The sequence below is a fragment of the Acidimicrobiales bacterium genome, assembly GCA_035547835.1.
GTDB lineage: Bacteria > Actinomycetota > Acidimicrobiia > Acidimicrobiales > Iamiaceae > DASZTW01.
On record DASZTW010000005.1, the window covers coordinates 520,792 to 543,594 of the forward strand.

Annotated in this window: 14 protein-coding genes; 2 read left to right on the forward strand and 12 right to left on the reverse strand. The window is 70.3% G+C overall.

The window, feature by feature from the left end; all coding sequences use genetic code 11:
• Positions 1–20: 20 nt before the first annotated feature.
• From VHA73_04755 to VHA73_04785, 7 genes are all read right to left on the reverse strand, one after another.
• The gene (locus VHA73_04755) at positions 21–1,175 is read right to left on the reverse strand and encodes a RuBisCO large subunit C-terminal-like domain-containing protein (GenBank protein HVX17321.1); all 1,155 of its coding nucleotides are present in this window, start codon (positions 1,173–1,175) and stop codon (positions 21–23) included.
• A gap of 10 nt (positions 1,176–1,185) precedes the next feature.
• Positions 1,186–2,040 carry an SDR family NAD(P)-dependent oxidoreductase gene (locus VHA73_04760; GenBank protein ID HVX17322.1) on the reverse strand — a complete coding sequence of 285 codons (855 nt, stop codon included), beginning with the start codon at positions 2,038–2,040 and terminating at the stop codon, positions 1,186–1,188.
• Between the two features lie 85 nt (positions 2,041–2,125).
• Positions 2,126–3,838, reverse strand: coding sequence for an ammonium transporter (locus VHA73_04765; GenBank protein ID HVX17323.1), 1,713 nt, complete (start codon positions 3,836–3,838; stop codon positions 2,126–2,128).
• A 184-nt stretch (positions 3,839–4,022) separates the two neighbouring features.
• Positions 4,023–5,465: an adenosylhomocysteinase gene (gene ahcY / locus VHA73_04770; GenBank protein HVX17324.1), complete on the reverse strand. Its 1,443-nt coding sequence runs from the start codon at positions 5,463–5,465 to the stop codon at positions 4,023–4,025.
• Positions 5,466–5,640: 175 nt separating this feature from the next.
• Positions 5,641–6,672, reverse strand: a complete 1,032-nt coding sequence (locus tag VHA73_04775) for a bifunctional phosphoglucose/phosphomannose isomerase (GenBank protein HVX17325.1) — start codon at positions 6,670–6,672, stop codon at positions 5,641–5,643.
• Between the two features lie 9 nt (positions 6,673–6,681).
• Positions 6,682–6,918, reverse strand: coding sequence for a Trm112 family protein (locus VHA73_04780; protein HVX17326.1), 237 nt, complete (start codon positions 6,916–6,918; stop codon positions 6,682–6,684).
• A 2-nt stretch (positions 6,919–6,920) separates the two neighbouring features.
• Positions 6,921–8,276 carry a phosphomannomutase/phosphoglucomutase gene (locus VHA73_04785; protein HVX17327.1) on the reverse strand — a complete coding sequence of 452 codons (1,356 nt, stop codon included), beginning with the start codon at positions 8,274–8,276 and terminating at the stop codon, positions 6,921–6,923.
• A gap of 526 nt (positions 8,277–8,802) precedes the next feature.
• Between VHA73_04785 and VHA73_04790 the strand changes: the two genes are divergently transcribed.
• Entirely contained in the window at positions 8,803–10,557 is a 1,755-nt protein-coding gene (locus VHA73_04790; protein ID HVX17328.1) for a DUF222 domain-containing protein, read from the forward strand.
• Positions 10,558–13,851: 3,294 nt separating this feature from the next.
• Here the strand turns inward: VHA73_04790 and VHA73_04795 are convergent.
• Positions 13,852–14,604: a CPBP family intramembrane glutamic endopeptidase gene (locus tag VHA73_04795; GenBank protein HVX17329.1), complete on the reverse strand. Its 753-nt coding sequence runs from the start codon at positions 14,602–14,604 to the stop codon at positions 13,852–13,854.
• A complete protein-coding gene (locus VHA73_04800; GenBank protein ID HVX17330.1) occupies positions 14,601–15,101 on the reverse strand; it encodes a DUF3499 family protein in 501 nt (166 codons plus the stop codon). The genes VHA73_04795 and VHA73_04800 overlap by 4 nt, the downstream gene beginning before the upstream one ends.
• Positions 15,102–15,264: 163 nt before the next feature.
• Here VHA73_04800 and ftsH point away from each other — a divergent pair, with 163 nt between their 5' ends.
• The gene (ftsH, locus tag VHA73_04805) at positions 15,265–17,244 is read left to right on the forward strand and encodes an ATP-dependent zinc metalloprotease FtsH (GenBank protein HVX17331.1); all 1,980 of its coding nucleotides are present in this window, start codon (positions 15,265–15,267) and stop codon (positions 17,242–17,244) included.
• 67 nt (positions 17,245–17,311) lie between these two features.
• Here the strand turns inward: ftsH and VHA73_04810 are convergent, their stop codons facing one another.
• The 3 genes from VHA73_04810 to VHA73_04820 all read right to left on the reverse strand — a co-directional run bounded on the left by VHA73_04810 (position 17,312) and on the right by VHA73_04820 (position 22,785).
• Complete coding sequence (locus VHA73_04810) at positions 17,312–17,737, reverse strand: hypothetical protein (GenBank protein HVX17332.1); 426 nt, start codon at positions 17,735–17,737, stop codon at positions 17,312–17,314.
• An 87-nt stretch (positions 17,738–17,824) separates the two neighbouring features.
• Complete coding sequence (locus VHA73_04815) at positions 17,825–19,336, reverse strand: DUF5719 family protein (protein HVX17333.1); 1,512 nt, start codon at positions 19,334–19,336, stop codon at positions 17,825–17,827.
• Positions 19,333–22,785 carry a glycosyltransferase family 2 protein gene (locus VHA73_04820; protein HVX17334.1) on the reverse strand — a complete coding sequence of 1,151 codons (3,453 nt, stop codon included), beginning with the start codon at positions 22,783–22,785 and terminating at the stop codon, positions 19,333–19,335. Before VHA73_04820 ends, VHA73_04815 begins: the two co-directional genes overlap by 4 nt.
• Between the last annotated feature and the right edge of the window lie 18 nt (positions 22,786–22,803).

Genomic DNA, 22,803 nt, shown 5'->3' on the forward strand with positions numbered 1-22,803 from the left:
GGGCCCGCCATCGCGACTGCTCACGGCAGAGGCGGCCTTGAGCGCTCGGCGCCCGAGGCGGGATCGGCGCTCGGGGCCTCGAGCGCCGCGACCGTGTCACGGACGGCGGCCTCGATCCCGCCCGGGTGCACGTACGCCTCGTGGTCGAGGAGCACCAGCAGCCCGGAGCCGCCGAGCCGCTCCACCTGGGCCCGCGCCGCGACCGGGTCGAGGCCGCCATCGAGCACGGCGACGGCTGCCGGCAAGTCCTTCGGCCCATCGTTCGACACGTCTGGAGGGTCGGGCGGGCGTCGGTCCGGCCCGGCACCGGCCTGCGCCGAACTGCGACGGTGCACCGGGCGCCGGCAGGCGGCGACCTGGGCCACGACGTCGTCGGCGCCACCCCAGCGCGACCCGTCGATGGCGCCACAGGAGATCACGTCGGCGCCAGCCAGCCGCAGCAGTCTGGCGAGTGTGTCGGGCGCGAGACCGAAGCGCTCGGACCGCAACCACGGCGCGAACCCGGTCCGGGGAGCGAAGACCGGTACGCCGAGGTCCGCTTCACGCAGCAGCCGGACAGTGTCGAGGCCTTGCACACCCGCGTGCACGATCAGGCCGCCGGCGCCCATGTCGACCGCGACGCTTGCCCGGTGCATCACGGTGCCGGCATGGCCGGTGACGTTCGCGAAGTACGTGACATCGTCAGGGGTGGCGGCGCCCACGGCAGCCACCCGATCCTCGATCGGGCACCACGGCGGGTCCGCCAAGGCCACGGGATCGACGATCACGTCGACCCCGCCACGGACGAGATCCGCGGCCACCGATCCCAGCTCGCGCGGCGACGATCCCGATGCCGGCTCGAGCACTGCGCCGACCATCACCCGGTCGGGTGCATCGAACGCCGGACCCGGCAACAAGCCGTCGGGCAGGTCGAGATCGACCAGGCGGCACTCGCGCACGTCGGCCCGGTCCATGATCTCGCCGGCCACGACGGTCGCGAGGAGCAACGTGAGATCGTCGCCCCAGAACTCCACGGGGAACTCGAACGTCACCCGGCCGCGGGTGCCCGCCCCCGGCTCGACGTCGGCCACCTGCGCCCGCGCCGACGCCGACCCCCACGGAACCCCGACTGACGCCGATTCGGCCAGCGAAGCGGCCGACTCGACCGGATCGAGCAGGTACGTGGCCCGGATCACGGCTGGTCCACTACCCGGCGCCGAAGAGCTCCATCGCGGACGCCGGCGGCCGACCGGACACGATGCGCTCGACACGATCGGCGATGCCCTGGTTCATGTCCGGGTGGGTCAGCACGTAGAAGCGGCCCGTGCGCACCGCGTCGACGGCGGCCGACGCCACGAGGTCGGGTGAGATGCCGTTGGCGATGAAGCCCGCGATGGCGTCGCGCGTCGCATTTTCGACCTCGGCGTCGGGATCGCCCGGCGCGGCAGGCCCGCCGGGGCGGTTCCGCGACGACTCGTCGATGCGGGTCTTGACCCATCCCGGGCACACCACGGACGCGCCGACGCCCGGCGCGACCATGGCCAGCTCAGCCGACAGCGTCTCGGTGAGCGTGACCACCCCGTGCTTGGAGACGTTGTAGGGCCCCATGAACGGCGGCGAGGTGAGGCCGGCGACCGACGCGGTGTTGACCACGTGACCTTCACCTTGTTCGACCAGCAGCGGGACGAACGCCTTGACGCCGTGGATCACACCCCACAAGTCGACGCCGACCACCCAGTGCCAGTCGTCGAGCTCGATCTCCCAGAGCTGGCCACCGCCGCCCACGCCGGCGTTGTTGCAGATGACATGCACCGCCCCGAACGCATCGAGCGCGGCGTCCCGCAACGCCACGACGTCGTCCCACTTGGCGACATCAGTGACCACACCCACTGCTTCGGTGCCGCCGCCGCGGTGGCTGGCGACCACCTCGTGCAGCGGACCCGGCTCGATGTCACCCAGCACCAGCCGGGCGCCTTCGCGGGCGAACGCGGCCGCCATCGACCGCCCGATCCCCGATGCGGCGCCGGTGATGACCACCGTCTTGCCGTTGAGCTCCTCCACGTCGTCCCCCGATCGTTCGTCGCAGCCGCACCGTACCCGCCCCGCGGCGGGTGCGGTGCGGCCGCGATGTTCGGGGAACGGGTGGTCAGACGGGCTCCGCCTGCCGGCTGGTCTCGCCGCCTTCGACCTCGACGGGCACCATCTCCACGGGCGCCGGCAGCCCGGATGCGAACCCGCTGGGCGCACTGGCCTGCCCCTGCGGGTGCGACGAGCCGGCCGGCACGTAGCCGGTGAACTGGAACTCCGGCCGGTACGCCGGGCTGCCGTGCTCGTGGAGGTCGAGGCCTTGCAGCTCGCCCTGCTCCGACACCCGCAGCATCTTGATGGCGCGGACCCCGAACATGAGCGCCAGACCGCCAGCCAGCGTGCACGCGGTGATCACCACGCTGCCCAACACCTGGGCACCGAGCTGCTGGAGGCCGCCGCCGTAGAACAGCCCCTTGACGACCGTCGACGTGTCGGCGCCGTTCGGCGTGGGCACGCCGTACTGGCCAGAGGCGAACAACCCGAGGCTCAACGTGCCCCAGATCCCTGCCCCGCCGTGGACGGCGACCGCACCGATGGGATCGTCGATCCGCAGCCACTCGATGAAGTCGATGCCCCAGATGCACACCAGCGCCGCGATGGCTCCGATGAGGACCGCGCCGGTCGGCGACACCCAGTAGCACGGGCAGGTGATCGCCACGAGCCCGGCAAGGAAGCCGTTGGTGGTGATCCCGAGGTCCCAGAACTTCACTCGCTTGTACATCCACGCCATGGCGACCAGCGCACCGGAGCAGGCGGCCAGCGTGGTGTTGGCGGCGACTCGCCCGATGCCGGCGCTGTCGAGCGCCGACAAGGTCGACCCGGGGTTGAAGCCGTACCAGCCGAACCACAAGATCACGCCGCCGAGCGCCGCGATGGTGAGATCGTGGCCCGGCATGAGGCCACCGCCGTCCCGCTTGAACACGCGGCCCAGGCGAGGACCGAGGGCGATCGCTCCGGTGAGGGCCAGCACGCCGCCGATGGTGTGGACCACCGTCGAGCCCGCGAAGTCGTGGAAGACGACCCCGCCTTTGAACCAGCCGTGGAACCAACCCATGGTGCTGCCGAGCCAGCCGCCGGGTCCCCAGATCCAGTGACCGAGGATCGGGTAGATGAAACCGCTCACCCCGACGCTGTAGAGGAGATCACCCTTGAAGTCCGTGCGGCCGACCATGGCACCCGATGTGATGGTCGAGCACGTGTCGGCGAACGCGAACTGGAACAGGAAGAACGCCAGGAACGCCACACCGGTCGAGCCGTACGTGGCGGTGGCGCCCGCGCCGTTCAAGAAGAAGTTCGTGTGCCCGATGAGCCCGTTGCCGGTACCGAACATGAAGGCGAACCCGAACGCCCAGAACAGCAACCCGCACAACGCCGTGTCCGCGACGCACTCGAGGAGGATGTTCACCGTCTCCCGGGTGCGGGCGAAGCCGGCCTCCAACATCATGAAGCCGGCCTGCATGAAGAACACCAGGAACGCCGCGACGAGCGTCCACGCCGTGTTCGTCGCGTTGACCACGTCGGTCACGTTCGGGGCGGCCGCCTGGCCCTTCACGAGGGGCATCGCGCTCGCGACGCCCGAGGCGAGCCAGGTCAGCAGAGCGATCGCGCCGAAGAGCGCGACGATGCCGAGCATCTTGGCGCCCAAGTAGACGCCGAAGAACTTCCGGCGCTCGGGGTCCCGCACGGCTGCGCGGACGCGGTCGCGCCAACTCAGGCCGACCGAGGGTGAGATGCCGCCCGCGGACACGCCGGCGAACGATGCTTGCAACATTGGACCTACCTCCTCGGCGGCAAGGTAGGAAACGCGTGTTGCTCGATCGTCTCGTCGACGTGTCGACCCGGTGAAGAGGACCTGACACCAACCTGGCGACGACGTGTCAGGTTGGTGTCAGGCGCTCGGATGGTTCCTGACGCGGCCGCCCCCGGACGGGCCGGGCGCGGCCGCGTCCGGCCGATCAGTACCGGTAGTGGTCCGGCTTGTACGGCCCGTCGACCGGCACGCCGATGTAGTCGGCTTGGGACTTCGACAGCTCCGTGAGCTTCACACCGAGGGACGAGAGGTGCAGCCGGGCCACCATCTCGTCGAGGTGCTTGGGCAGCACGTACACACCGATCGGGTACTGCTCGTTGTGGGTGTGCAGCTCGATCTGCGCGAGGACCTGGTTCGTGAAGCTGCAGCTCATCACGAAACTCGGGTGGCCGGTCGCGCAGCCGAGGTTCAACAGCCGCCCTTCGGCCAACACGATCACCGAGTGGCCGTCGGGGAACACGAACTCGTGCACCTGCGGCTTGATCTCGACCTTCTGCACGTCGCTCATGCGAGCGAGGCCGGCCATGTCGATCTCGTTGTCGAAGTGGCCGATGTTGCCGACGATGGCCTGGTGCTTCATCCGGCTCATGTGCTCGGCGGAGATGATGTCCTTGTTGCCGGTGGCCGTGACGAAGATGTCGACCTTGCCGAGCGCGTCCTCGAGGGTGGTCACCTCGTAGCCGTCCATGGCGGCCTGCAGCGCGCAGATCGGGTCGACTTCGGTGATGAGCACGCGGGCACCTTGGCCGCGGAGCGACTCGGCGCAGCCCTTGCCCACGTCGCCGTACCCGCACACCAGGGCGACCTTGCCGCCGATCAGCACGTCGGTGGCCCGGTTGATGCCGTCGACCAGCGAGTGGCGGCAGCCGTACTTGTTGTCGAACTTCGACTTGGTGACCGAGTCGTTCACGTTGATGGCCGGGAACTGGAGCTCGCCGGTCTCCATCATCTGGTAGAGGCGGTGGACACCGGTGGTGGTCTCCTCGGACACGCCGCGGATCTTCTCGGCGATGCCGGTCCAGAGCTTCGGGTCGTCGGCGAGGGTGCGGGTGAGGGTGGCCAGCACGACTTTCCACTCATCGGAGTCGTCGTCGGTGGGTGCGGGCACGGCGCCGGCGGCTTCGTACTCGCGGCCCTTGTGCACGAGCATGGTGGCGTCGCCGCCGTCGTCGAGGATCAGGTTCGGCCCGTCGCCACCCGGCCAGCGCAGCGCCTGCTCCGTGCACCACCAGTAATCCTCGAGCGTCTCGCCCTTCCAGGCGAACACGGGGATGCCCTTGGGGTTGTCCGGGGTGCCGTCGGGGCCGACGGCGACCGCTGCGGCTGCGTGGTCTTGGGTCGAGAAGATGTTGCACGAGACCCAGCGCACCTCGGCGCCCAGCGCGGTCAGCGTCTCGATGAGGACCGCGGTCTGGATGGTCATGTGCAGCGAACCCATGATCTTGGCGCCGGCCAGCGGCTTGGTGTCGCCGTGCTCGGCGCGCAGCGCCATCAGGCCGGGCATCTCGTGCTCGGCGAGCTCGATCTCCTTGCGACCGAAGGCGGCCAGCGAGAGGTCGGCGACCTTGAAGTCGGGGGTGTCAGGCATTGCTCCTCCAGGCGCGCCGAACGACGCGCTTCGTTTCACGACGGATTCAGGGCTGGGGTCACCTGACACCACTCATCTCAGCCCGGCGGGGCTGGTCGTCCAGCCCGGCGGGCCAGTGTAGACGCCACGGGATCGCCGCCCCAGCGACGCCGCGGGTCATCGGCCCCGGAGATCGTCAGCGGGCGAGCGCCGCCTTCAGGTCGTCGAGCACCGGGATCGGCCCCGGATCGACACCCGCGGCCGCCGCCAGCTCGAGACTGACGAAGTCGCCGAGCAGGCACAGGTCGAGGAGTTGGGCCACCTCACCCTCACCGGCCGCCCGCACATCGATCACGCCGCCCACCACCTCTCGGCACAGCTCGGTGACGAGATCGAAGCGACGCATCTCCTGGGGGTGCTCGTGGTCGTGGCGCAGGTTGACGAGCGTGAAGACCTGCCGCGTGACATCGCCGTGCTGGCCCCATCCGCAGATCTCGTTGTGGCACAGCTCCGGCATCGTGTTGGCGAATGCCGGCGCCTTGGCGTTCTCGTTCACCTGGCACTTCCATCGCTGCGCGGCGACCCGCCCGATCGGCCCGGCGCTGTACACCAGCGGCAACGTTCGGCCGATGGCACGGGCGATCGGCGCCGCGGGTGACTTGTCACCGACGAGCTCGTCGCGACGCCGGTCGAGCTGCTCGACTGCGCGCTGGACCCACTCGGTGGCACCCGGGAACAGCCCCATCTTCTCGAACGCGACGAGCACCGGCACGGCCATGGCGCCGAGCCCCGAGCGCGGCATCGCGATGTCGCCGGGGAGCCCGATCACCGGCGACCCCCACGAACCAGCCAGGTCCGCGAGCTGCCCGCCGGCCGTGACCGCAAGCACGCGACCACCCGACAGCGCCGCTTCTTGCACGGCTTCGATGGTCTCCTCGGTGTTGCCGGAGAAGGAGATGGCCACCACCAGCGTCGACTCGTCGACGAACGAGGGGGGTTCGTAGCCTTTCGCGACGACGATCGGCACGGCCATGAAGGGTCCCGCCACCGCTGCCACGAGATCGCCGGCGATGCCACTGCCGCCCATGCCCAGCACGAGCACGTTGGCGATGTCGTCGTGTGCGGGCAGGCCCTCGAGGGCCTCCCCCACTCCGATGGCCGCCGCGACCTGCTCGGGGAACGCCGCCGTGACGCCCCAGATGTCGAGGGAATCGAGCCGATCACCCATCGCCGGGCCTCAGTCTTCGAAGGTGGGCCTGATGCCGTCGGCCTCAGCTTTGGCGAGCAGGCGCTCGTGCTCGGCGTCGTCGACGGTCGTGGCCTCGTCGATCAACATCACGGGGATGTCGTCGTCGATCCGGTACTTCCGCTTGAGCCGGGGGTTGTAGAGGAACCCGTCGGCCTCGAAGGGCAGCAGCGGGCCCTTGTCCTCCGGGCAGGCCAGGATCTCCAACAGCTTGGGGTCGAGCGCCATGCTCAGGTCTCCTTGGTGATGAGCGCGCGCAGCTCGTCGACCCGCGCGTCGCAGGCTTCGCGGGTGGCTGCCTCGAGGTTCAGGCGCAGCAGCGGCTCGGTGTTCGAGGGACGGACGTTGAACCACCAGTCGCCGAGGTCGACCGTGAGGCCGTCGAGGTGGTCCTGGTCGGCAGCTGCGTACGCGTCGCCGATCTGCTCGATGACCTGGTTCGGGTCGGCGACCTCGAAGTTGATCTCGCCGGAGTCGGCGTAGCGCTCGAACGGCTTGCGCAGCTCCGACAACGGCTGCCCCGAGGTCGCCACGAGCTCGAGCACGAACATCGAGGCGATCAACCCGGAGTCGGCCCGGTAGTTGCGCCGGAAGTAGTAGTGCGCCGAGTGCTCGCCGCCGAACGCCGCGCCCGTCTCGGCCATGACGGCCTTCACGAATGAGTGGCCGACCCGCGTGCGCACCGGGGTGCCGCCCTTCTCGGCGATGATCTCGGGCACGGCCTTCGAACAGATCAGGTTGTACAGGATCGTGGCGCCGGGCTCCTTGGCCAGCACCGAGCTGGCGACCATCGCCGTGGTGGTGGAGCCGGACAGGCCGACGCCCTGCTCGTCGACCACGAACACGCGATCGGCGTCGCCGTCGAAGGCCAGACCGAGATCGGCGCCCGAGTCGACGACCCGCTTGCACAGGTCGACTTGGTTCGCGGGGTTGATCGGGTCGGCCGGGTGGTTGGGAAACGTCCCGTCGAGCTCGGGGTAGAGCACCTCCAGCTCGAAAGGGAGCGCGTCGAACACGGCGGGCACCACGAGCCCGCCCATGCCGTTCGCGGTGTCGGCGACGACCTTCAACGCCCGTAGGCCGGACGTGTCGATGAAGGAGCGGACGTGATCGGCGAAGGCACCCAGCAGGTCGCGCTCGGTGCGCTTGCCGGTGAGCTCGGCCACCGGCAACGTCGCGCCGGCCAGCTCCTTGATCTCCGTCAGCCCCGTGTCTTGCCCCACGGGCGCCGCGCCTCGCAAGCAGAACTTGATGCCGTTGTACTGCGCCGGGTTGTGCGACGCCGTGAACATCGCGCCCGGCGCGTCGAGCGAGCCCGACGCGAAGTACACCAGGTCGGTCGAGCACAACCCGAGGTCGATGACGTCGATCCCCTGGCTGCGCACGCCCGTTGCGAACGCGTCGACCAGGTCGGGACCACTCGGTCGCATGTCGCGGCCGACCAGGATCTCCGCGACCGTGGCGTCGCCCCGCACGGCGAACGCGGCGAAGGCGGCACCGATGCGGTGGCACAGCTCGGCGTCGAGCTGGTCGGGAACGGTGCCGCGCACGTCGTAGGCCTTGAAGACCGTGTCGATGGCTGCCATGGCGCCGGCCACCCTACTTCGGGTGCTCTCCGCCCGGCGTCGCTCGCCACGCTTGGTTCACGGTCTCGGAGTTGCCGGCTCATCTCATCACCGCGCTGATCGGTTTCGGCGCGTTGATGCTCGGAGCCGTCTCGATCGTCCACTGAGCTCGGGCGCGTCGAGCGATGGGCGCGCCGAGCGATGGGCGCGCCGGTCGGCGTGCAACGCCGGCATGTCGAAGACCTGCGTGGCTGCTTCACCTTCAGCGGTACGAGCTGGCCGACCGAGTGCAGCAGAGCTCGGTCTGCTCGAACTCCACCTTCCAGTCCCGCTGATCCATGACGAACCGTACGCAGAGTACGTACGACCCTGCGGTGACCCTGGCCAGCAGGCTTGCCCAAGAGATTTCGGCGTCGGGTTGTGACCCGAACTCCAGTTCGATATAGTGACGGTTCCCCTCTCGGGGCCGAGGGTGTTGCCGGTCCCCTCCTGATGCCGCCGCGCCGTGCTCGTGCTGCCCGCGCGCCGTACCCGAGAGGAGGCCCCGGTGGACGATCCCTCGTCAGCCGACCACCCGCCACTCGATGACCATCCACCTCCGGCCGGTCACCCACCTGCCGAGGTCGAACAGCTGCTGACCGAAGCCGAGGAGGTGCTCCGGCGGCTCGAAGCCGCGGCGGTCGACACCCTCGATGACGACTCGCTCACCTCGCACATCAAGACCCTGCAACGGCTGCGTTGCCGGCTCGAGGCGACTGAGGCGCACACGCTCGCCGCGTGGGACGGTCGCCGGTGCTGGCAACCGTCGGGAGCCCGGAGCGCGCCGGCCTGGCTCGCCTGGCAGCTGCGCCTCCCGATCGCGGAGGCCCGCCGCCGCGTCCGCCACGCGAGGGTGTGTCGCCAGTACGGGGCGATCGCCGAGGCGTGGGCTGAGGGCGAGATCGATCGCACGCACGTGAGCGGCCTGCTGGCGGTCCGCAACACCCGCACGGCCGACGCGTTCGACGACGATCACGTGGACCTGCTGGATCTCGCCCGCTCGTGCACGTTCGTCGAGTTCAAGGGCCGCTGCCGCATGTGGGAGCTGATGGTCGACCCCGACGGCGCCGAGCAAGGTGCCGCGGCCGACCGGTCGAGCCGTGCCGTGCACCTGTCCCGCACGTTCGGCGGCATGTGGTTCGGGAAGATCACGCTCGACCCCGTGTCGGGCGAGATCGTGGCGGGAACGCTGCGCTCGATCGAACACGAGCTGTTCCGCCGCGACCGGGCAGCCGCCAAGGAACGACTCGGGCGCGACCCGCAGGCCGACGAGCTCGGCCGCACACCCGCCCAACGCCGTGCCGACGCGCTCGTCGAGATGGCCGTCCGAGCCCGCACCGCACCCGCCGACGGGCGGCGGCCCGCTCCGCTGTTCTCGGTGGTCGTCGGGCTCGAGACCTTCCGTGGACCGATCCTCGAGCTGTTCAACCGCACCGTGCTCACACCCGGCAGCGCCGCGGCTTGGCTGTCCGAGGCCGACGTCGAGCGGATCGTGTTCGATGGCCCATCACGCGTGATCGACGTCGGGGCCAGGCGCCGGTTCTTCACCGGCGGTCTGCGGCGAGCGATCGAGGTCCGCGACCGCACCTGCTACCACCCGAGCTGCGACGAGCCACCGGAGCAGCCCGAGATCGACCACGTCCAGGAGGCCAGCCGGGGAGGCCCCACCACGCAAGACAACGGTCGCCTCGCCTGCGGCTTCCACAACCGGTGGCGCTCCACCCACCCGGAGGCGGCGGATCCGGAGAATCCGGCGGCCGACAGTCCCGACCAGCCCGACGGACCGAACAGCCCCGGCCAGCCTGACGGACCGGATGGCGCCGGCGGGGCGGAAGAGCACGCCGGGGCGAACCTGGGCCTGGCCGGTCCCGGCGTTTCCGGCACCGCGCGAACCGGCACGGGGGACAACAGCCCGCCGCTCGACGGTGCGGGCAGTGGGTGCCGTCAGGGCGAAGGCGGGTCCGGCGGAAACGACGGATCTATCGGAGACGACAGATCGGACCGAGACGACGGATCGGACGGCCGCGGCGGCAGTGGCGAACCGTCACCGACGACCGGTGGCGACGAATCGGACCGAGACGACGGATCGGACGGTCGCGGCGGCAGTGGCGAACCGTCACCGACGACTGGAGACGACGGATCGGACCGAGACGACAGATCGGACGGCCGCGGCGGCAGTGGCGAACCGTCACCGACGACCGGTGGCGACGAATCGGACCGAGACGACGGATCGGACGATGGCGAACCGGAGCCGCCCGACTGATCGGCCCGCAACGGAGCCCGCCGCAACTGGTCCGACACGGCTCGAGCCGGCGCGCTCACGCCATCGGGTCTCACCGGCTCAGCCGATGTCCCGCCGCCCATCGCACCGCCTGACGCCGCACTACTAGGCGCCGCGCCGCCCGACGCCGCGCTACCAGGCATCGCACTACCAGGCACCACACGGCCGGACACCGCGGGCGGCCGCTCCTCGAGTTGGAGGTAGCGAGGACGGCCGCGCGGCCAGCGGTCGCCGATCACGACCGGGGCCAGGCGCGCCAGCACCAACGCCACGACCACCCCGGCCAACGTCAGGACGATCGCGAGCCAATCCATCGACGTGCGGCCGTAGTGCAGACGCACATGTGTCGACGTCGGTACCACCACCATGAAGTTGGGCGTCACCCGCCACGGCCCCTTGGCACCCGACGCCTGCCAGTTCGGAAAGTACGACGTGCGGATCAGCACCGGCGTCCCGGGCCGATCGACGTCGAACGAGATCGTGTCGGTCCCGAGGTGCACGTGCGACACCTTGGCAACCCTGACCTTCCGGCGCGGCGTCGTCGGAAGCGGATCAGGACTGGTGGTACCGAGTCGATGCTGGATGTCGGCGCCGATCCCGGCCCACCTGGTCGACCAGTTGGCCGAGTCGGTCTTGACCCGCGGCCAGTTCGACGGCCCACCGGCCGCGAACGGGATCGCCCACCGGCCCGGGTCGTAGAACCACGAGACCGCCGGGTCGAGCCACGAGTGCTGCCCCGGCGCCCGGTCCCACACCGCCGGCAGGTAACCGAGACCTTGCACCGGCGCGCTGCCGACGACGCGGTAGATGTGCCACGGGCCCGACGTGGCGAGCGGCTCGAGACCGGCCTGCTTGCTGGCGGCGGCGACCGCGGCGCTCGACTCCGCCAGGTAGTACTTCACGCCCATCAGCCGCATCTCCGGCACGGCCGCGTTGAGGTCGAGGGTTCGGTACGGCAGGTTGCGCTGCGGGTTGCTGGGTTGAGCAGAGGCCTGTGACGCGAGCAGCCAGTGGTACGGCGTGGTGCTCGACGACTCGAAGTAGAGCCCTTCTTCCGACCCGATGCACGAGTTCGTCCAATACGGCAGGAGCATGAGCGCCATCGGGGTGCCGTAGTCACCCTCGAGGTTGTTGTCCTGCTCCCACAGCGCCCGACCGCAGCCGCGCTCGCGGCCGATGCGACCCATCGTGTCCATCAACGCCTTGTACTCCGGCCACCCGTGCACATATGCCTTTTGCTGCGCGTCGTACACACCGGTCTTGCCTTCGTAACCGCGGTAGTTCCACTCGGCCCACGCACGCATGTCGTTGTGGTCGAACGACGTGAACCACAGCCACTGATGCTCCTGCGCGCCTGCCTTGTTGGTGACCGGTTGGCCGTTGCGGGTGACGGTCGAGTGCCCCGGCAGGATCTGCAGCGGGAACGCGACCACACCGAGGCCGACGGCGGCCAGCAGCGGTGTGGCGACGAGCGCGCCGAGCCGACCCCGACCCTCGTGCCCGCTGGCCCCGCCTTCGGTGTGGGCGAACACCATGGCGACCAACGCCACCGCGAACAGCAACACGTAGCCCCCGACGGCGGGCGACACGCCACCCGATCGCCATGGGCGAGCGGTGAAGAACGCGACGTACGCACCCAGCGCCACGAGCGCGGACGCCACGAACAGCGTGCGCATGCCGAACGGCTGGTCGCCGTCGAGGCGAGTCGACAGGTCGCTCAGGAGACGCAGCGCGCCGGTGACGCCCAGAGCGGCGAGCAGGAAGACCGACAGGTAATAGAAGGGCAGGATCCGGGCGTTCCACAGCTGGACCTCGGGAATGAGGCAGAACGCCAGCGCGGTCACCGCCACGCAACCCGCCAAGAAGTACCCCACCCGGTTCCGGTACACGACCGTGAAGGCGAGACCGAGCACCGCGAGTGCGGCGATCCACAGTTGGTGCTGGGGGAGCAGATAGTCGAGCAAGTTCGTGCTCGGATACGGCAGCTTGTCCCAGCCCATGTCGTTGGTGAGCCGGTGGTTCCACAGGAACGGCACGGTCCAGAACGCGGACAACGATCCCGCCACGACGAGCACCGGCGCCAACCACTGCACCCGCCGGGGCCGGAACTGCACCACCAGCAACACCAGCGTGGCGGCGAGCGCGAAGAACACGGGCAACAGGTGGCACAGCCCCACCAAGGCCAAGAGCACGCCGGCGAGCACCCGGTGTCGGCCGGTCTTGAAGCCCCGCAGCAGCACGCCGAAGTACACGAGCGTCAACGACAGCGCGATGGAGAACGAGTACTCGCCCGCCATCGTCGACGCCATGTTGCCGCCGATCAGGTTGCCGATCCCCTGGTAGACGGGCTCGCGGTTGAACAGGTAGAAGAGGGCCGCCACCGCGAACAGCGGCGGTGCCGGGAAGCGAAGGTCGGCCAGCTTGGCGAACGCCCAGGCGGCCAGCGGGAGCGTCCACAGCCCGAGCACGGTGACGAGCTTGAAGGCGATGCCGTACTGCATCGGCACCGCCCACAAGACCGCGAGCACGCCGACGATGGTGAGGGCCCGTCGGAACCTCCACAAGCGGGGGACGAACCATCCGCTGGCGAGCAAGGCCACGGCGGCCACCAGCGCAGGGGCGAGCACCCAGCTGCGCAGGCCCGCGTACAGCAGCGCGATCAGCAGCGCGGGCACCACCATGTAGAAGCCGTACAGCGGGTAGCCCGCGAACCAGTCGGGGGTCCAACCCGTCACGCGACCGTGTGGCAACAGATGCTCGACCAGGTACTTGGGGCCGATCACGTGGGCTCCCATGTCGCCGCCGGTGGGCGTCGACGCGTGGAACACCAGATCGGGGTGCACCGCGTAGAACATGAACAGCGAGCACCCCACCAGCACCACGAGGGTGACCCAGCCCTCCGCCGGCATGGCCAGCCAGCGGTCGATGCCGTCCGCGATCAACTCCCCCGGCGCCCGACGATCACGGTCGGACCGCTTCCCGCGTGGCCGTGATCCATGGTCGGGTGGCCGGCCGGGCGCGAACCCGCCGGCCACGGACCTGCCGGGCCCGTACCCGCCAGCCTCCGACCCGTCGTGCTCGAGGTCGACGAGCCGCACCGGCCGCAGCTCGCGCCGGCGCGCCGGGGCCGCCGCCTCGGGGGCGAGCGGTTCGGCGTGGTCCGCGCCCGTCGCCTCCTCTTCGACGTCGGTCATCGTGTGAAGTCTCTCATCCGGCGTGGCCGGTCTCTTCGCGACCATCCACGGCGCGAGCGCGCCGACCACCGCCCGCCACGCGTCAATGGTGCGTCAGGAGGAGGATGACGCTGGCGGTGTTGAACGAGAGGTGCGCGGCCACCGAGGGGCCCAAGCGGTCGAAGCGAAACGCGAGCCACGCCAGCACCAGGCCGAACGCGATCAACGCGGGGAGCTGCGCCAGCTCGAAGTGCGTGGCGCCGAAGACGATGGCCGAACCGAACAGCGCCACCGTCACCCCCCACTTGCGCTCCAGCGACCGCAACAGCAGTCCGCGGAAGAACAACTCCTCCACGAACGGCGCCCCGATGGCAACGATCAACACCAACAAGACCACCCCGAGCGGGTCGTTCGCCTTGTCAGTGAGATCGCGGGCCACTTTGCTGAGGTCGATCTTCTTGTTCTGCAGGTGCTCGAGCAGCTTGACCCACGGCAACGAAACCAGCGGCACAAGCAGGAACTGGCAGGCCACCCCGACGACGACACCCAGCGCGAGATCCGGCACCGGCCTCGACCAGGCCCGGAAGTCGGTGCGCAGCCCGTTGCCGCGCTGCCACGCCGCATACAAGACCGAGCCCAGGTAGCCGAACCACAGCGGGATCTGCAGGACCGCGATCAGCCACAGGGGATAGTGGTTCGTGTGGATGTCGGTGTAGCCGGCCGCGGCGATGATCGCCGAGCCGATGACGACCGCCCCGAAGTTGGCGACCAACCAGCCGACGACCGCGTCACCGACCCCCCAACGGACCGGACGCGCTTCAGCAGTCGGCTGCACCATCCGCTCGGGCTCGATCACGCAGACGCGACGCGGTGAAACAACGAGTCCTGCGCGACCTCGACCCCCGCGGGGACGGCGAGACCCATGCCCGCTCCGCCAACCCGCTGCACGGCTGCTGCGGCCGTCGGTGGGACCACCGGTGGCGCTACGGGATCGGCGTCTGCACCCAAGACTGGCTCGATCACCACGCCCGCCGCCGACTGCACAGCGGAGATGACCGACGCGCCCCCCTCCGCCACCGAACGCCCCGCCGTGTCCCCGGCCGAGGCAACACCCGCCGGAGCGCCGGTGGGGTCGGCCGGCGCGTACTGCTCGGTCACCTGCGGGCGCTCGTCGCGCAGCATCCAGCCGCGGGGCACGGAGAGCCGGTCGCCGTGATCGGCGCACAGGTCGTGGACCATCGGGTGTGACTCCTCGGTGAGCGCCACCAGCCAGACCACCCGTCCCTCATAGTCGTAGGAGAGCGTGACCGTGGCGTCCGCCACGCAGCCGGGTCGTGCACACGTGCGACGCATGGAGCTGCAGGCTAGTGCTCGGCCCACGACGATCGGCGATGGTCACGGCGAACGTTGGCGGTCGCGGCACGGGGTGTGAGCACCGTTGCCCCGCCGCCGCGCTGCCTGTTTCGCCAGCCGCGTTTCGCGGCGCCTTCATCGACCACCCCTAGCATGGATGTCCATGACGCCGCAGGGTCCGCCCCCGCCACCACCGCCGCCGCCTCCGCGGCGCCCTTCGGGCGGCCCCGGCGGGCCTGGTGGTCCCGGCGGCATGGGCGGGCCGGGCGGCATGGGCGGCCAAGGCGGGCAAGGCGGCGGGAACCGGCCACCCGTGCGGGTGGAACCCGGCTGGCCGAAGTGGATGGTCTGGGCGATCATCGCCGCGGTCGTGGTGTTCGTCGGCGCGCTGGCGTTCCTCGGCAAGTCGAGCGGCAAGTCGATCTCCTACACCGACTTCTTGACGAAAGTGAACGCCAACCAGGTCAAGTCGGTCTCCTACAACAACTCCAACGGCAAGATCGACGGCAAGCTCACGAACGGTCAGTCGTTCTCGACCACCGGCTTCGTGCCGTTCCCCGACAAGGACCTCGCCACGTTGGCGAAGCACAAAGTCGACGTGAAGCCCCACACGCCGACATCGAGCTGGTTCGACTCGATCCTGCCGTTCGTGATCTTCCTCGGCGGCTTCGGGCTGCTGTTCTGGTTCTTCCAGCGGCGCGCGGCAGGGCAGGTCAACGGGATCATGTCGATCGGCCGTTCGCGGGCCAAGACGTACTCCACCGAGCGACCGGCCACCACGTTCGCCGACGTCGCCGGCTACGAGGGCGTGAAGCAGGAGATCACCGAAGTGGTCGACTTCTTGCGCCACCCCGAGAAGTTCGGCCAGATCGGCGCCCGGATCCCGAAGGGCGTGCTGCTGGTGGGCCCGCCGGGCACCGGCAAGACCCTCATCGCCCGGGCAGTGGCCGGCGAGGCGGGGGTGCCGTTCCTGTCGGTCAGCGGCTCGGACTTCATGGAGATGTTCGTCGGCGTCGGCGCCAGCCGGGTCCGTGACCTCTTCCAGACGGCCAAGAAGCTCGGCAAGGCGATCATCTTCGTCGATGAGATCGACTCGATCGGCCGCAAGCGCGGCGCCGGCCTCGGTGGTGGCCACGACGAGCGCGAGCAGACGTTGAACCAGATGCTGTCGGAGATGGACGGCTTCGAGGCCACCGAGGGGATCGTGATGATGGCGGCGACCAACCGGCCCGACATCCTCGACCCCGCGCTCTTGCGGCCCGGCCGCTTCGACCGGCAAGTCGTCGTACCGTTGCCCGAGCTCGAAGAGCGCCGGGCCATCTTGAACGTCCACTGCAAGGGCAAGCGGATCGGCCCCGACGTCGACCTCGACAAGGTCTCGAAAGGCACCCCCGGCATGAGCGGTGCCGACTTGGCCAACCTCGTCAACGAGGCCGCCCTCCACGCCGTGCGCGAGACCCGGGCCGAGATCACCATGGATGACTTCGAGTACGCCCGCGACCGCGTGCTGATGGGTCAGCGGCGCGACTCGATGGCCCTGTCCGACGAGGAGAAGGAGTCGATCGCGTACCACGAGGGCGGTCACGCGCTGTGCGCGGCGGTGCTCGAGACCACCGACCCGGTCCACAAAGTCACCATCCTCCCCACCGGCATGGCGCTGGGCATGACCCAACAGCTCCCCGACAGCGAGCGTCACATCTACCGCCAGGACTACATCGAAGAGTCGATCGTGGTCGCGATGGGCGGCCGCTGTGCCGAGGAGCTCGTCTACGGGGTGGTCTCCACCGGGGCGAACAACGACCTCGTCGTGTCCACCGAACGAGCCCGCAAGATGGTTCGCGAGTGGGGCATGAGCGAGCGGATCGGCCCGATGGCGTGGGGGTCGCAAGGGCAGGTGTTCCTCGGCGAGGACATCATGCACAGCCGCGAGTACAGCGACGAGACGGCCCGCGTGATCGACGAGGAAGTCGAGCAGATCCTGCGGCGCTGCGAAGAGCGCTGCCGGCAGCTACTGCGCGAGCACCGTCCCGCGCTCGACGGCATCGCTGCGGCCCTGATCGAACACGAGACGATCTCGGGCGACGAGGTACAGCGGATCATCGGCGGCTCCGCCAACGGCAAGGTCACCCAACCCATCCGTTGACACGGCGGGCGGGTCGAGGCGCAGCCGATCCGGACACGCACCGGCCCCCTCGGACCGGTGCGGCGATTCAACTCGGCGGCGTGTCGAGACCGGCGACCGTGCCGGCGAGCTCACCGTCGGGCGGGCGGCCCACGAACGAGGCCCGCACGACACCCGCCGAGTCGATGACCAGCACTGTCGGCACGGCCTCGATGCCGTAGCGATCGTGCAGCGCCCTCTGACCCTGCCAGGCCACTTCCTGCACCGCGACGGTGGATGACGCGAGCGGCGCAGCTTGCGCCCAGACCGCGGCGCAGCTGTCGCACGTGGCCGACGTGAACACCGCCACCAGCCATGGGACGTCGGGCGACGAGAAGTCGGGCCGATGGACCTGGCCGGGCACCGCCCACGTACGCCCCTGCACGGGTGCACCAGGGCGGGTACGGCGCTGCAACACCCAGGCCACCACGACCGCGACCACGATCAGCGCGCCAGCGACGATGAACTTCACCATGTACGGAACCTCACCACGAACCGGGCTTCACCACGAACCGGGCTTCACCACGAACACGACCGACCGGGTTGCGCGAGCTCGGCACGTTCACGGGAAGCGGATCGACGCCCGAGCGGGAACCCCGAGCATGAAGCTCAGACCTCGGGGCTGCTCTTGCAGCGCGCCGGCGAGGACCGGGCGGTCGGCTTGCACGACCACCGACGCAAGGCCGTCACCGCCGAACTGGTCGGCGGCGAAGTCGGCCCGGTCGTGCGGCGCGATCTGCTGGGTGGCCGTCACCCGGCCGCCCTTGCCGTCGAGGCGCCGCAGCCGCACCGTGACGGACCGGTCGCCGGGGTTCGACACCGTCACGAATGCCTGCCCGGCCCGCCCGTCCACCGCCCCGAGCACCCACTCCTCCGCCTGCACCGGTGACCCTGGCGTGACCACCAGGCCATGCGCGCTCGACGTCTGCCGCTCACCGAGGCGCTCGATCGCGACCGGCACGCCGTTGGTGGATTGGATGAGCACCGAGTAGTTCGAGTTGCCGGGGATCTGGCGCAGCTTCGAGGCGTCGAACGTAGTGACGGACCCGGCCTGCACCTGGACCGGGATCGCGGGGATCTGGCCGACACCCGCCGGGTTCGCGACCCCGATGTGGACGGCCACCGTCGCGTCGGATTGGCCGGGGTTGTACAGCACGAACTGGTCGGCGTGGCCATCGGCCTTGGTGCTGTAGGGCCACGCCCATCCGGTGCTGAGCGTCGGTTGGCCAAGGGCGAGGCTCAACCCCTTCCGCGGGCCACCCAGCGGACCCGCAGCGCCACTTCCGTCGAAGCTGATCATCCGGGCAGCCACCACCCGGCCGGTGGGTGCCGTGACGGTCGCGCCGAGGGTGGCCCGCCGGCGCTCCACGTCGCTCACCCGCTGCACCACCACTTGCCCCGACGGCACCGGCACCCCTTGCAGGCTCGGCGGTTGGCGTGGCCCGTCGGGGGTTTCGAGCGCCACGTCGACGCTCGCATCGTCGGGGTACGGGTTGTAGAAGACCAAGTCCTCCGTGGTACCGGTCTCGCTCTCGCCCATCGGGAAGTACCAGTTCGACGAGGTCCGGCTGGCGCAGGGCGTCACCGACGTGGCCCCGTCATGGCTCACGAGCAGGTTCGGCACCACCTCCCCGTGGTCGACCACCACCGTTGCCGCGACCCAGTTGCCCTTCACCATGCCGGCCACGTCGACTTGCGCCGCACCTTCCGCTGGCACCGCGACCGTGGCCGCTCTGGTGGAGCCGGAATCCGACACTGCGTTGACCACCACTCGAGCTGGCGATGGTCCGGCGTTGGCGAGGACGACGACCCCGGGAGCGGTCGGGTTGGACGTGGAGCTGGCGACACAGAACCACGCAGTGTCGAGCGCGGCGCGACCGGCCATGACCGGCAGGTACGAGCCGGCGTTGGCCGGGGTGCGCGGCGGCACGGTGGGCGCCGGGTTCCCGTTGGCGGACACTTGGATCGGCCGTGCGTCGTGGCCGCGCACCGTGCGGTGGTGGCGACCGTCGGCCACCGCGGCGCCGATCAACAGCACCGGGACGAGGAGCAACGCGAGGAGGCGGCGGGTCATTGGTGCCACATCCGCTCACGAACGGGATCTGCCGCGGTGCGGGGCACGGGAAGCTGCACCTCACGGCGCTCGCGTCGACGATCAGCCCCATTGGCTCGCCGCCACAGCACGATCAGCAGGATCCACAACGCGACCTGGCCGATGGCGAGCAGCATCCACCCCACCGGGGTGTCGTAATGGAGCGATGCCGAACCCGACTTGGTGACGTCGTAACGCTGGACCGCGCCGAACGCCTCGGACCGTGCCATCGATGTCCCGTCCACGCGGAGCTTCCAACCGGCGTCGTCTGCTTGGTCGACCAACAGCTGGCCGGGCTCGGCGATGGTGCCGTGCGCCGAACGCCGGTCGCTCGCCCACGCCAGAGGGGTGCGCTGGGTCGGCTCCACGAGACGGGTGGCGTCGCCGAGCTGCGAGCCGTCGGCGACGCTGCCGGCAGGCAGCACCACCGGAGTCGGCCGCCACGCCCGGTTGACCCACACCGTGATCGCCGGATTCAGCGCGTTGAGGGGTTGGAGGTCGAGCTGGTCGTCGAGCGCGGCCGTCAAAGCGGCTGGCGGCGGCCGGTGGTGCACCGAGCTCGGCAAGGGCGCGATCTGCGACGGCACGGCGAGGTAGCGCACACCAAGGGGTGCGAGCAGGTGGCCGAGCTGCGCGGTGTCACCACGCAATGCCATGCGGATCGCCGCGCCGAGCTGCGCAGAGCTACCCGGCCACGGGTTGGCCCAGCGGTCGCCGAGCGAGGGCAGGCCCTGGTTCGACGTCCCGTACGACAAGTGGTCGTCGAGGCGCCACCCGGCAACCGGCAAGTCGTCGGGGTCGGACACCCACAACACCCGGAAGGGATCCTTGTGGGCTTCGGACTGGATGAACGACAACGTGTCCTCAAACCCCGAGCTCGGCAGCTTCCACGAACCGTCGACGGCCGCGCCCAGCGTGGGGAGCACGCCGGCCACCAGCCCGGCGGCGGCGACCACCGATGCGAGTTGGCGCCACCCGAAGCGGTAGCTCGGCAAGTCGACCTCGAAGGCGGCCACGCCGAGCGCGGCCGCGAGCGAGAGCCCCGCGGCAGCAGGCGCCAACAGCACGTCGGGGGTCGGCAGCGCGGCGTGGAGCCAACCGGCCTGCCCCGCCCAGAGCAAGCCCCAAGCGGCGAGCGCCACCGTCCAGCCACGCACGGCCCACTCGAGGCGCCACCCGCGACCGATCAACAACGGCAGCGCGGCGACGACGAGGAACGCCCATCCGAGGGGCGCGGCGCCGAGCGGTCCGGACTCGAACCGCAACAGGTGTGCGAACGGCAGCGAACCGCCGACCGCACTGCGCGGGCCCGTGAGCACACCGAGCTGGCGGCCGTCGTGCACGAACCCGAGCAGCCAGGGAAGGTGCAACACCCCCGCGACGGCCAACCCACCGACCGTGGCGATCACCACCCGCAGCGAACCGCTCAGGCGGAACACCACCAGCGAACCGACGACCACCCCGACCGCGATGACCACCAGGGCGAGCGCGGCCGCGGGAGCGACCAGAGCAGCGACCGCCACGGCGAGACCGAGACCCAACGACTGCGCGGCGAGCGGCCGGGTGGGCCGCGTGGCTGCCGTGTCCGCCGTCGCCGCGGGCATGCCACGACGCCCATACGGCGCGACGCCGGCGGCGCGGCACACTCCGAGCAACAGCCACGGTGCAAAGGCCCACGTGACCAACGCACCCCACTCCCCCTGCGCGATGGCGTTGTACGGGACCGGAATCGCCACGTAGACGATCAGCGCCACCGCGCGAGAGCCCGACGACCCGATCGGGCGGGCCAAGCGCCACGAGCCCCAAGCACCGAGCGGCAACATGGCGAGGATCGCCACCTTCCGCAGCACTCCGACGGCGCCGAAGAACACCAGACCGAGCAGCCCGAACGCGCCCATCCCTGCGGGAGCACCGCCCGTGGCCCCGAGACCGACATCGCGCCAACCGCTCCACCACGACTGCAAGAGGTCGATGGGACCGTGCGAGAAACGGGCGAACTCGCCGACGGCCGGCAAGTCGCCGAACAGCAGCCCCCGGCTGCCGGCCAACAGCACGATCGCCACGCCGACGATGGCCGCCACGCCAACCCGGCGGGGGCCGGATCGGCCGGGATCGGACCGGCGACGCCGGCGAGCCATGATCCGCAGCTGATCGTCGCCGGCAGCGAGCTGGCCCCGGATGAACGCGGACACCCGGGCACTCCCCCGCGTCTGCAGGTTGCGGATCTCCCGATCGGGGACCCGGCGGACCGCCTGCAGCTGGCGGCGGCGGGCGCGCAGCGAGGAGAGCTGGCGGAAGTTCCACCACCACCCGTCGAGCTCGGCACGGCTGCGTTCCGTGCGACCGGCGACGAGGCCGTAGACCGCTTCGAGCAGCGACACGACCACGGCCTGGGGCACGATCCACAACAGCGACGCCCGCGAGTAGCAGGTGAGCAAGGTGCGGATCCGGTGACGCGCCCGGAGCCGCACTTGATCGGTGTCGGTTCCCCGCTCGTGATCGGCCTCGCGGTGACGTACCCGCGCCGCCGGCGCCACCATGACCCGCGCGCCCGCCACATGGCTGCGCCACGACAGGTCGAGGTCCTCACCGTGGCGCGCGATGTCGGGCGAGTAACCGCCGATCGCCGCGAACAGGTCGGCCCGCACCAAAGTGCAGGCACTCGGGACGGCAAAGACGTCCCGGACGGCATCGTGTTGCTCCTGGTCGAGCTCGCCGGGATCGGCGTACGGAGCGAGCACGCCTGCCTTGTCGACTGCGACGCCGACCTGTTGCAAGATGCGCGGATCATCCCAGTCGACGAGCTTGGGCCCGATCACACCGGCGTTGGAGCGGAAGGCTTCCTCGACGAGCTGGCGCACCGCGTCGGGGTCGGGCGCGATGTCGTCGTGGCACAAGCAGTAGAACGCGGCGCCGTCGACCAGGTCGAGCACTTCGTTTGCTGCCGGGCCGAAGCCCGGGTTGTGCTCGAGCCGCTTCACGTATGCCGTGGGCAGCACCTCCGCGACCACGGGGGTGGGGTCGTTGGCGCTGCCCGCATCGACCACCAGTACCGACAAGTTCGGGTACGTCTGCGCGGCGAGCGCAGCCAACGTGTCGCGAAACCACGGACCGGGATCGTGCGTGACCACCACGGCCACGACGGCTGGCGCCACCTCCGGTACGGCCGCCACGACGCCCGTGTCGTCGGGACCGAGGTCGTACGGCGCCATCTCGGGGACCTCGTCGCCCCCCGCGCCACCGACGTGAAGGGGCCGGGAGCGCCGCGGCGACCCACCGGGCGGCGCGGGCGCGGGCGGCGCGTCCGACACGTCGGCTGCCGCCTCCGGCGGTGGGGCGGACGCGAGCGTGCCGGCGAGCTTCCGGTGGCGGGCCTCGGGAGTGGGAACTCTGCGGTCGGGCGCGGCCAAACCGGAATCTTGCGTCTCCACGATGCGCTCAGGGTAGTC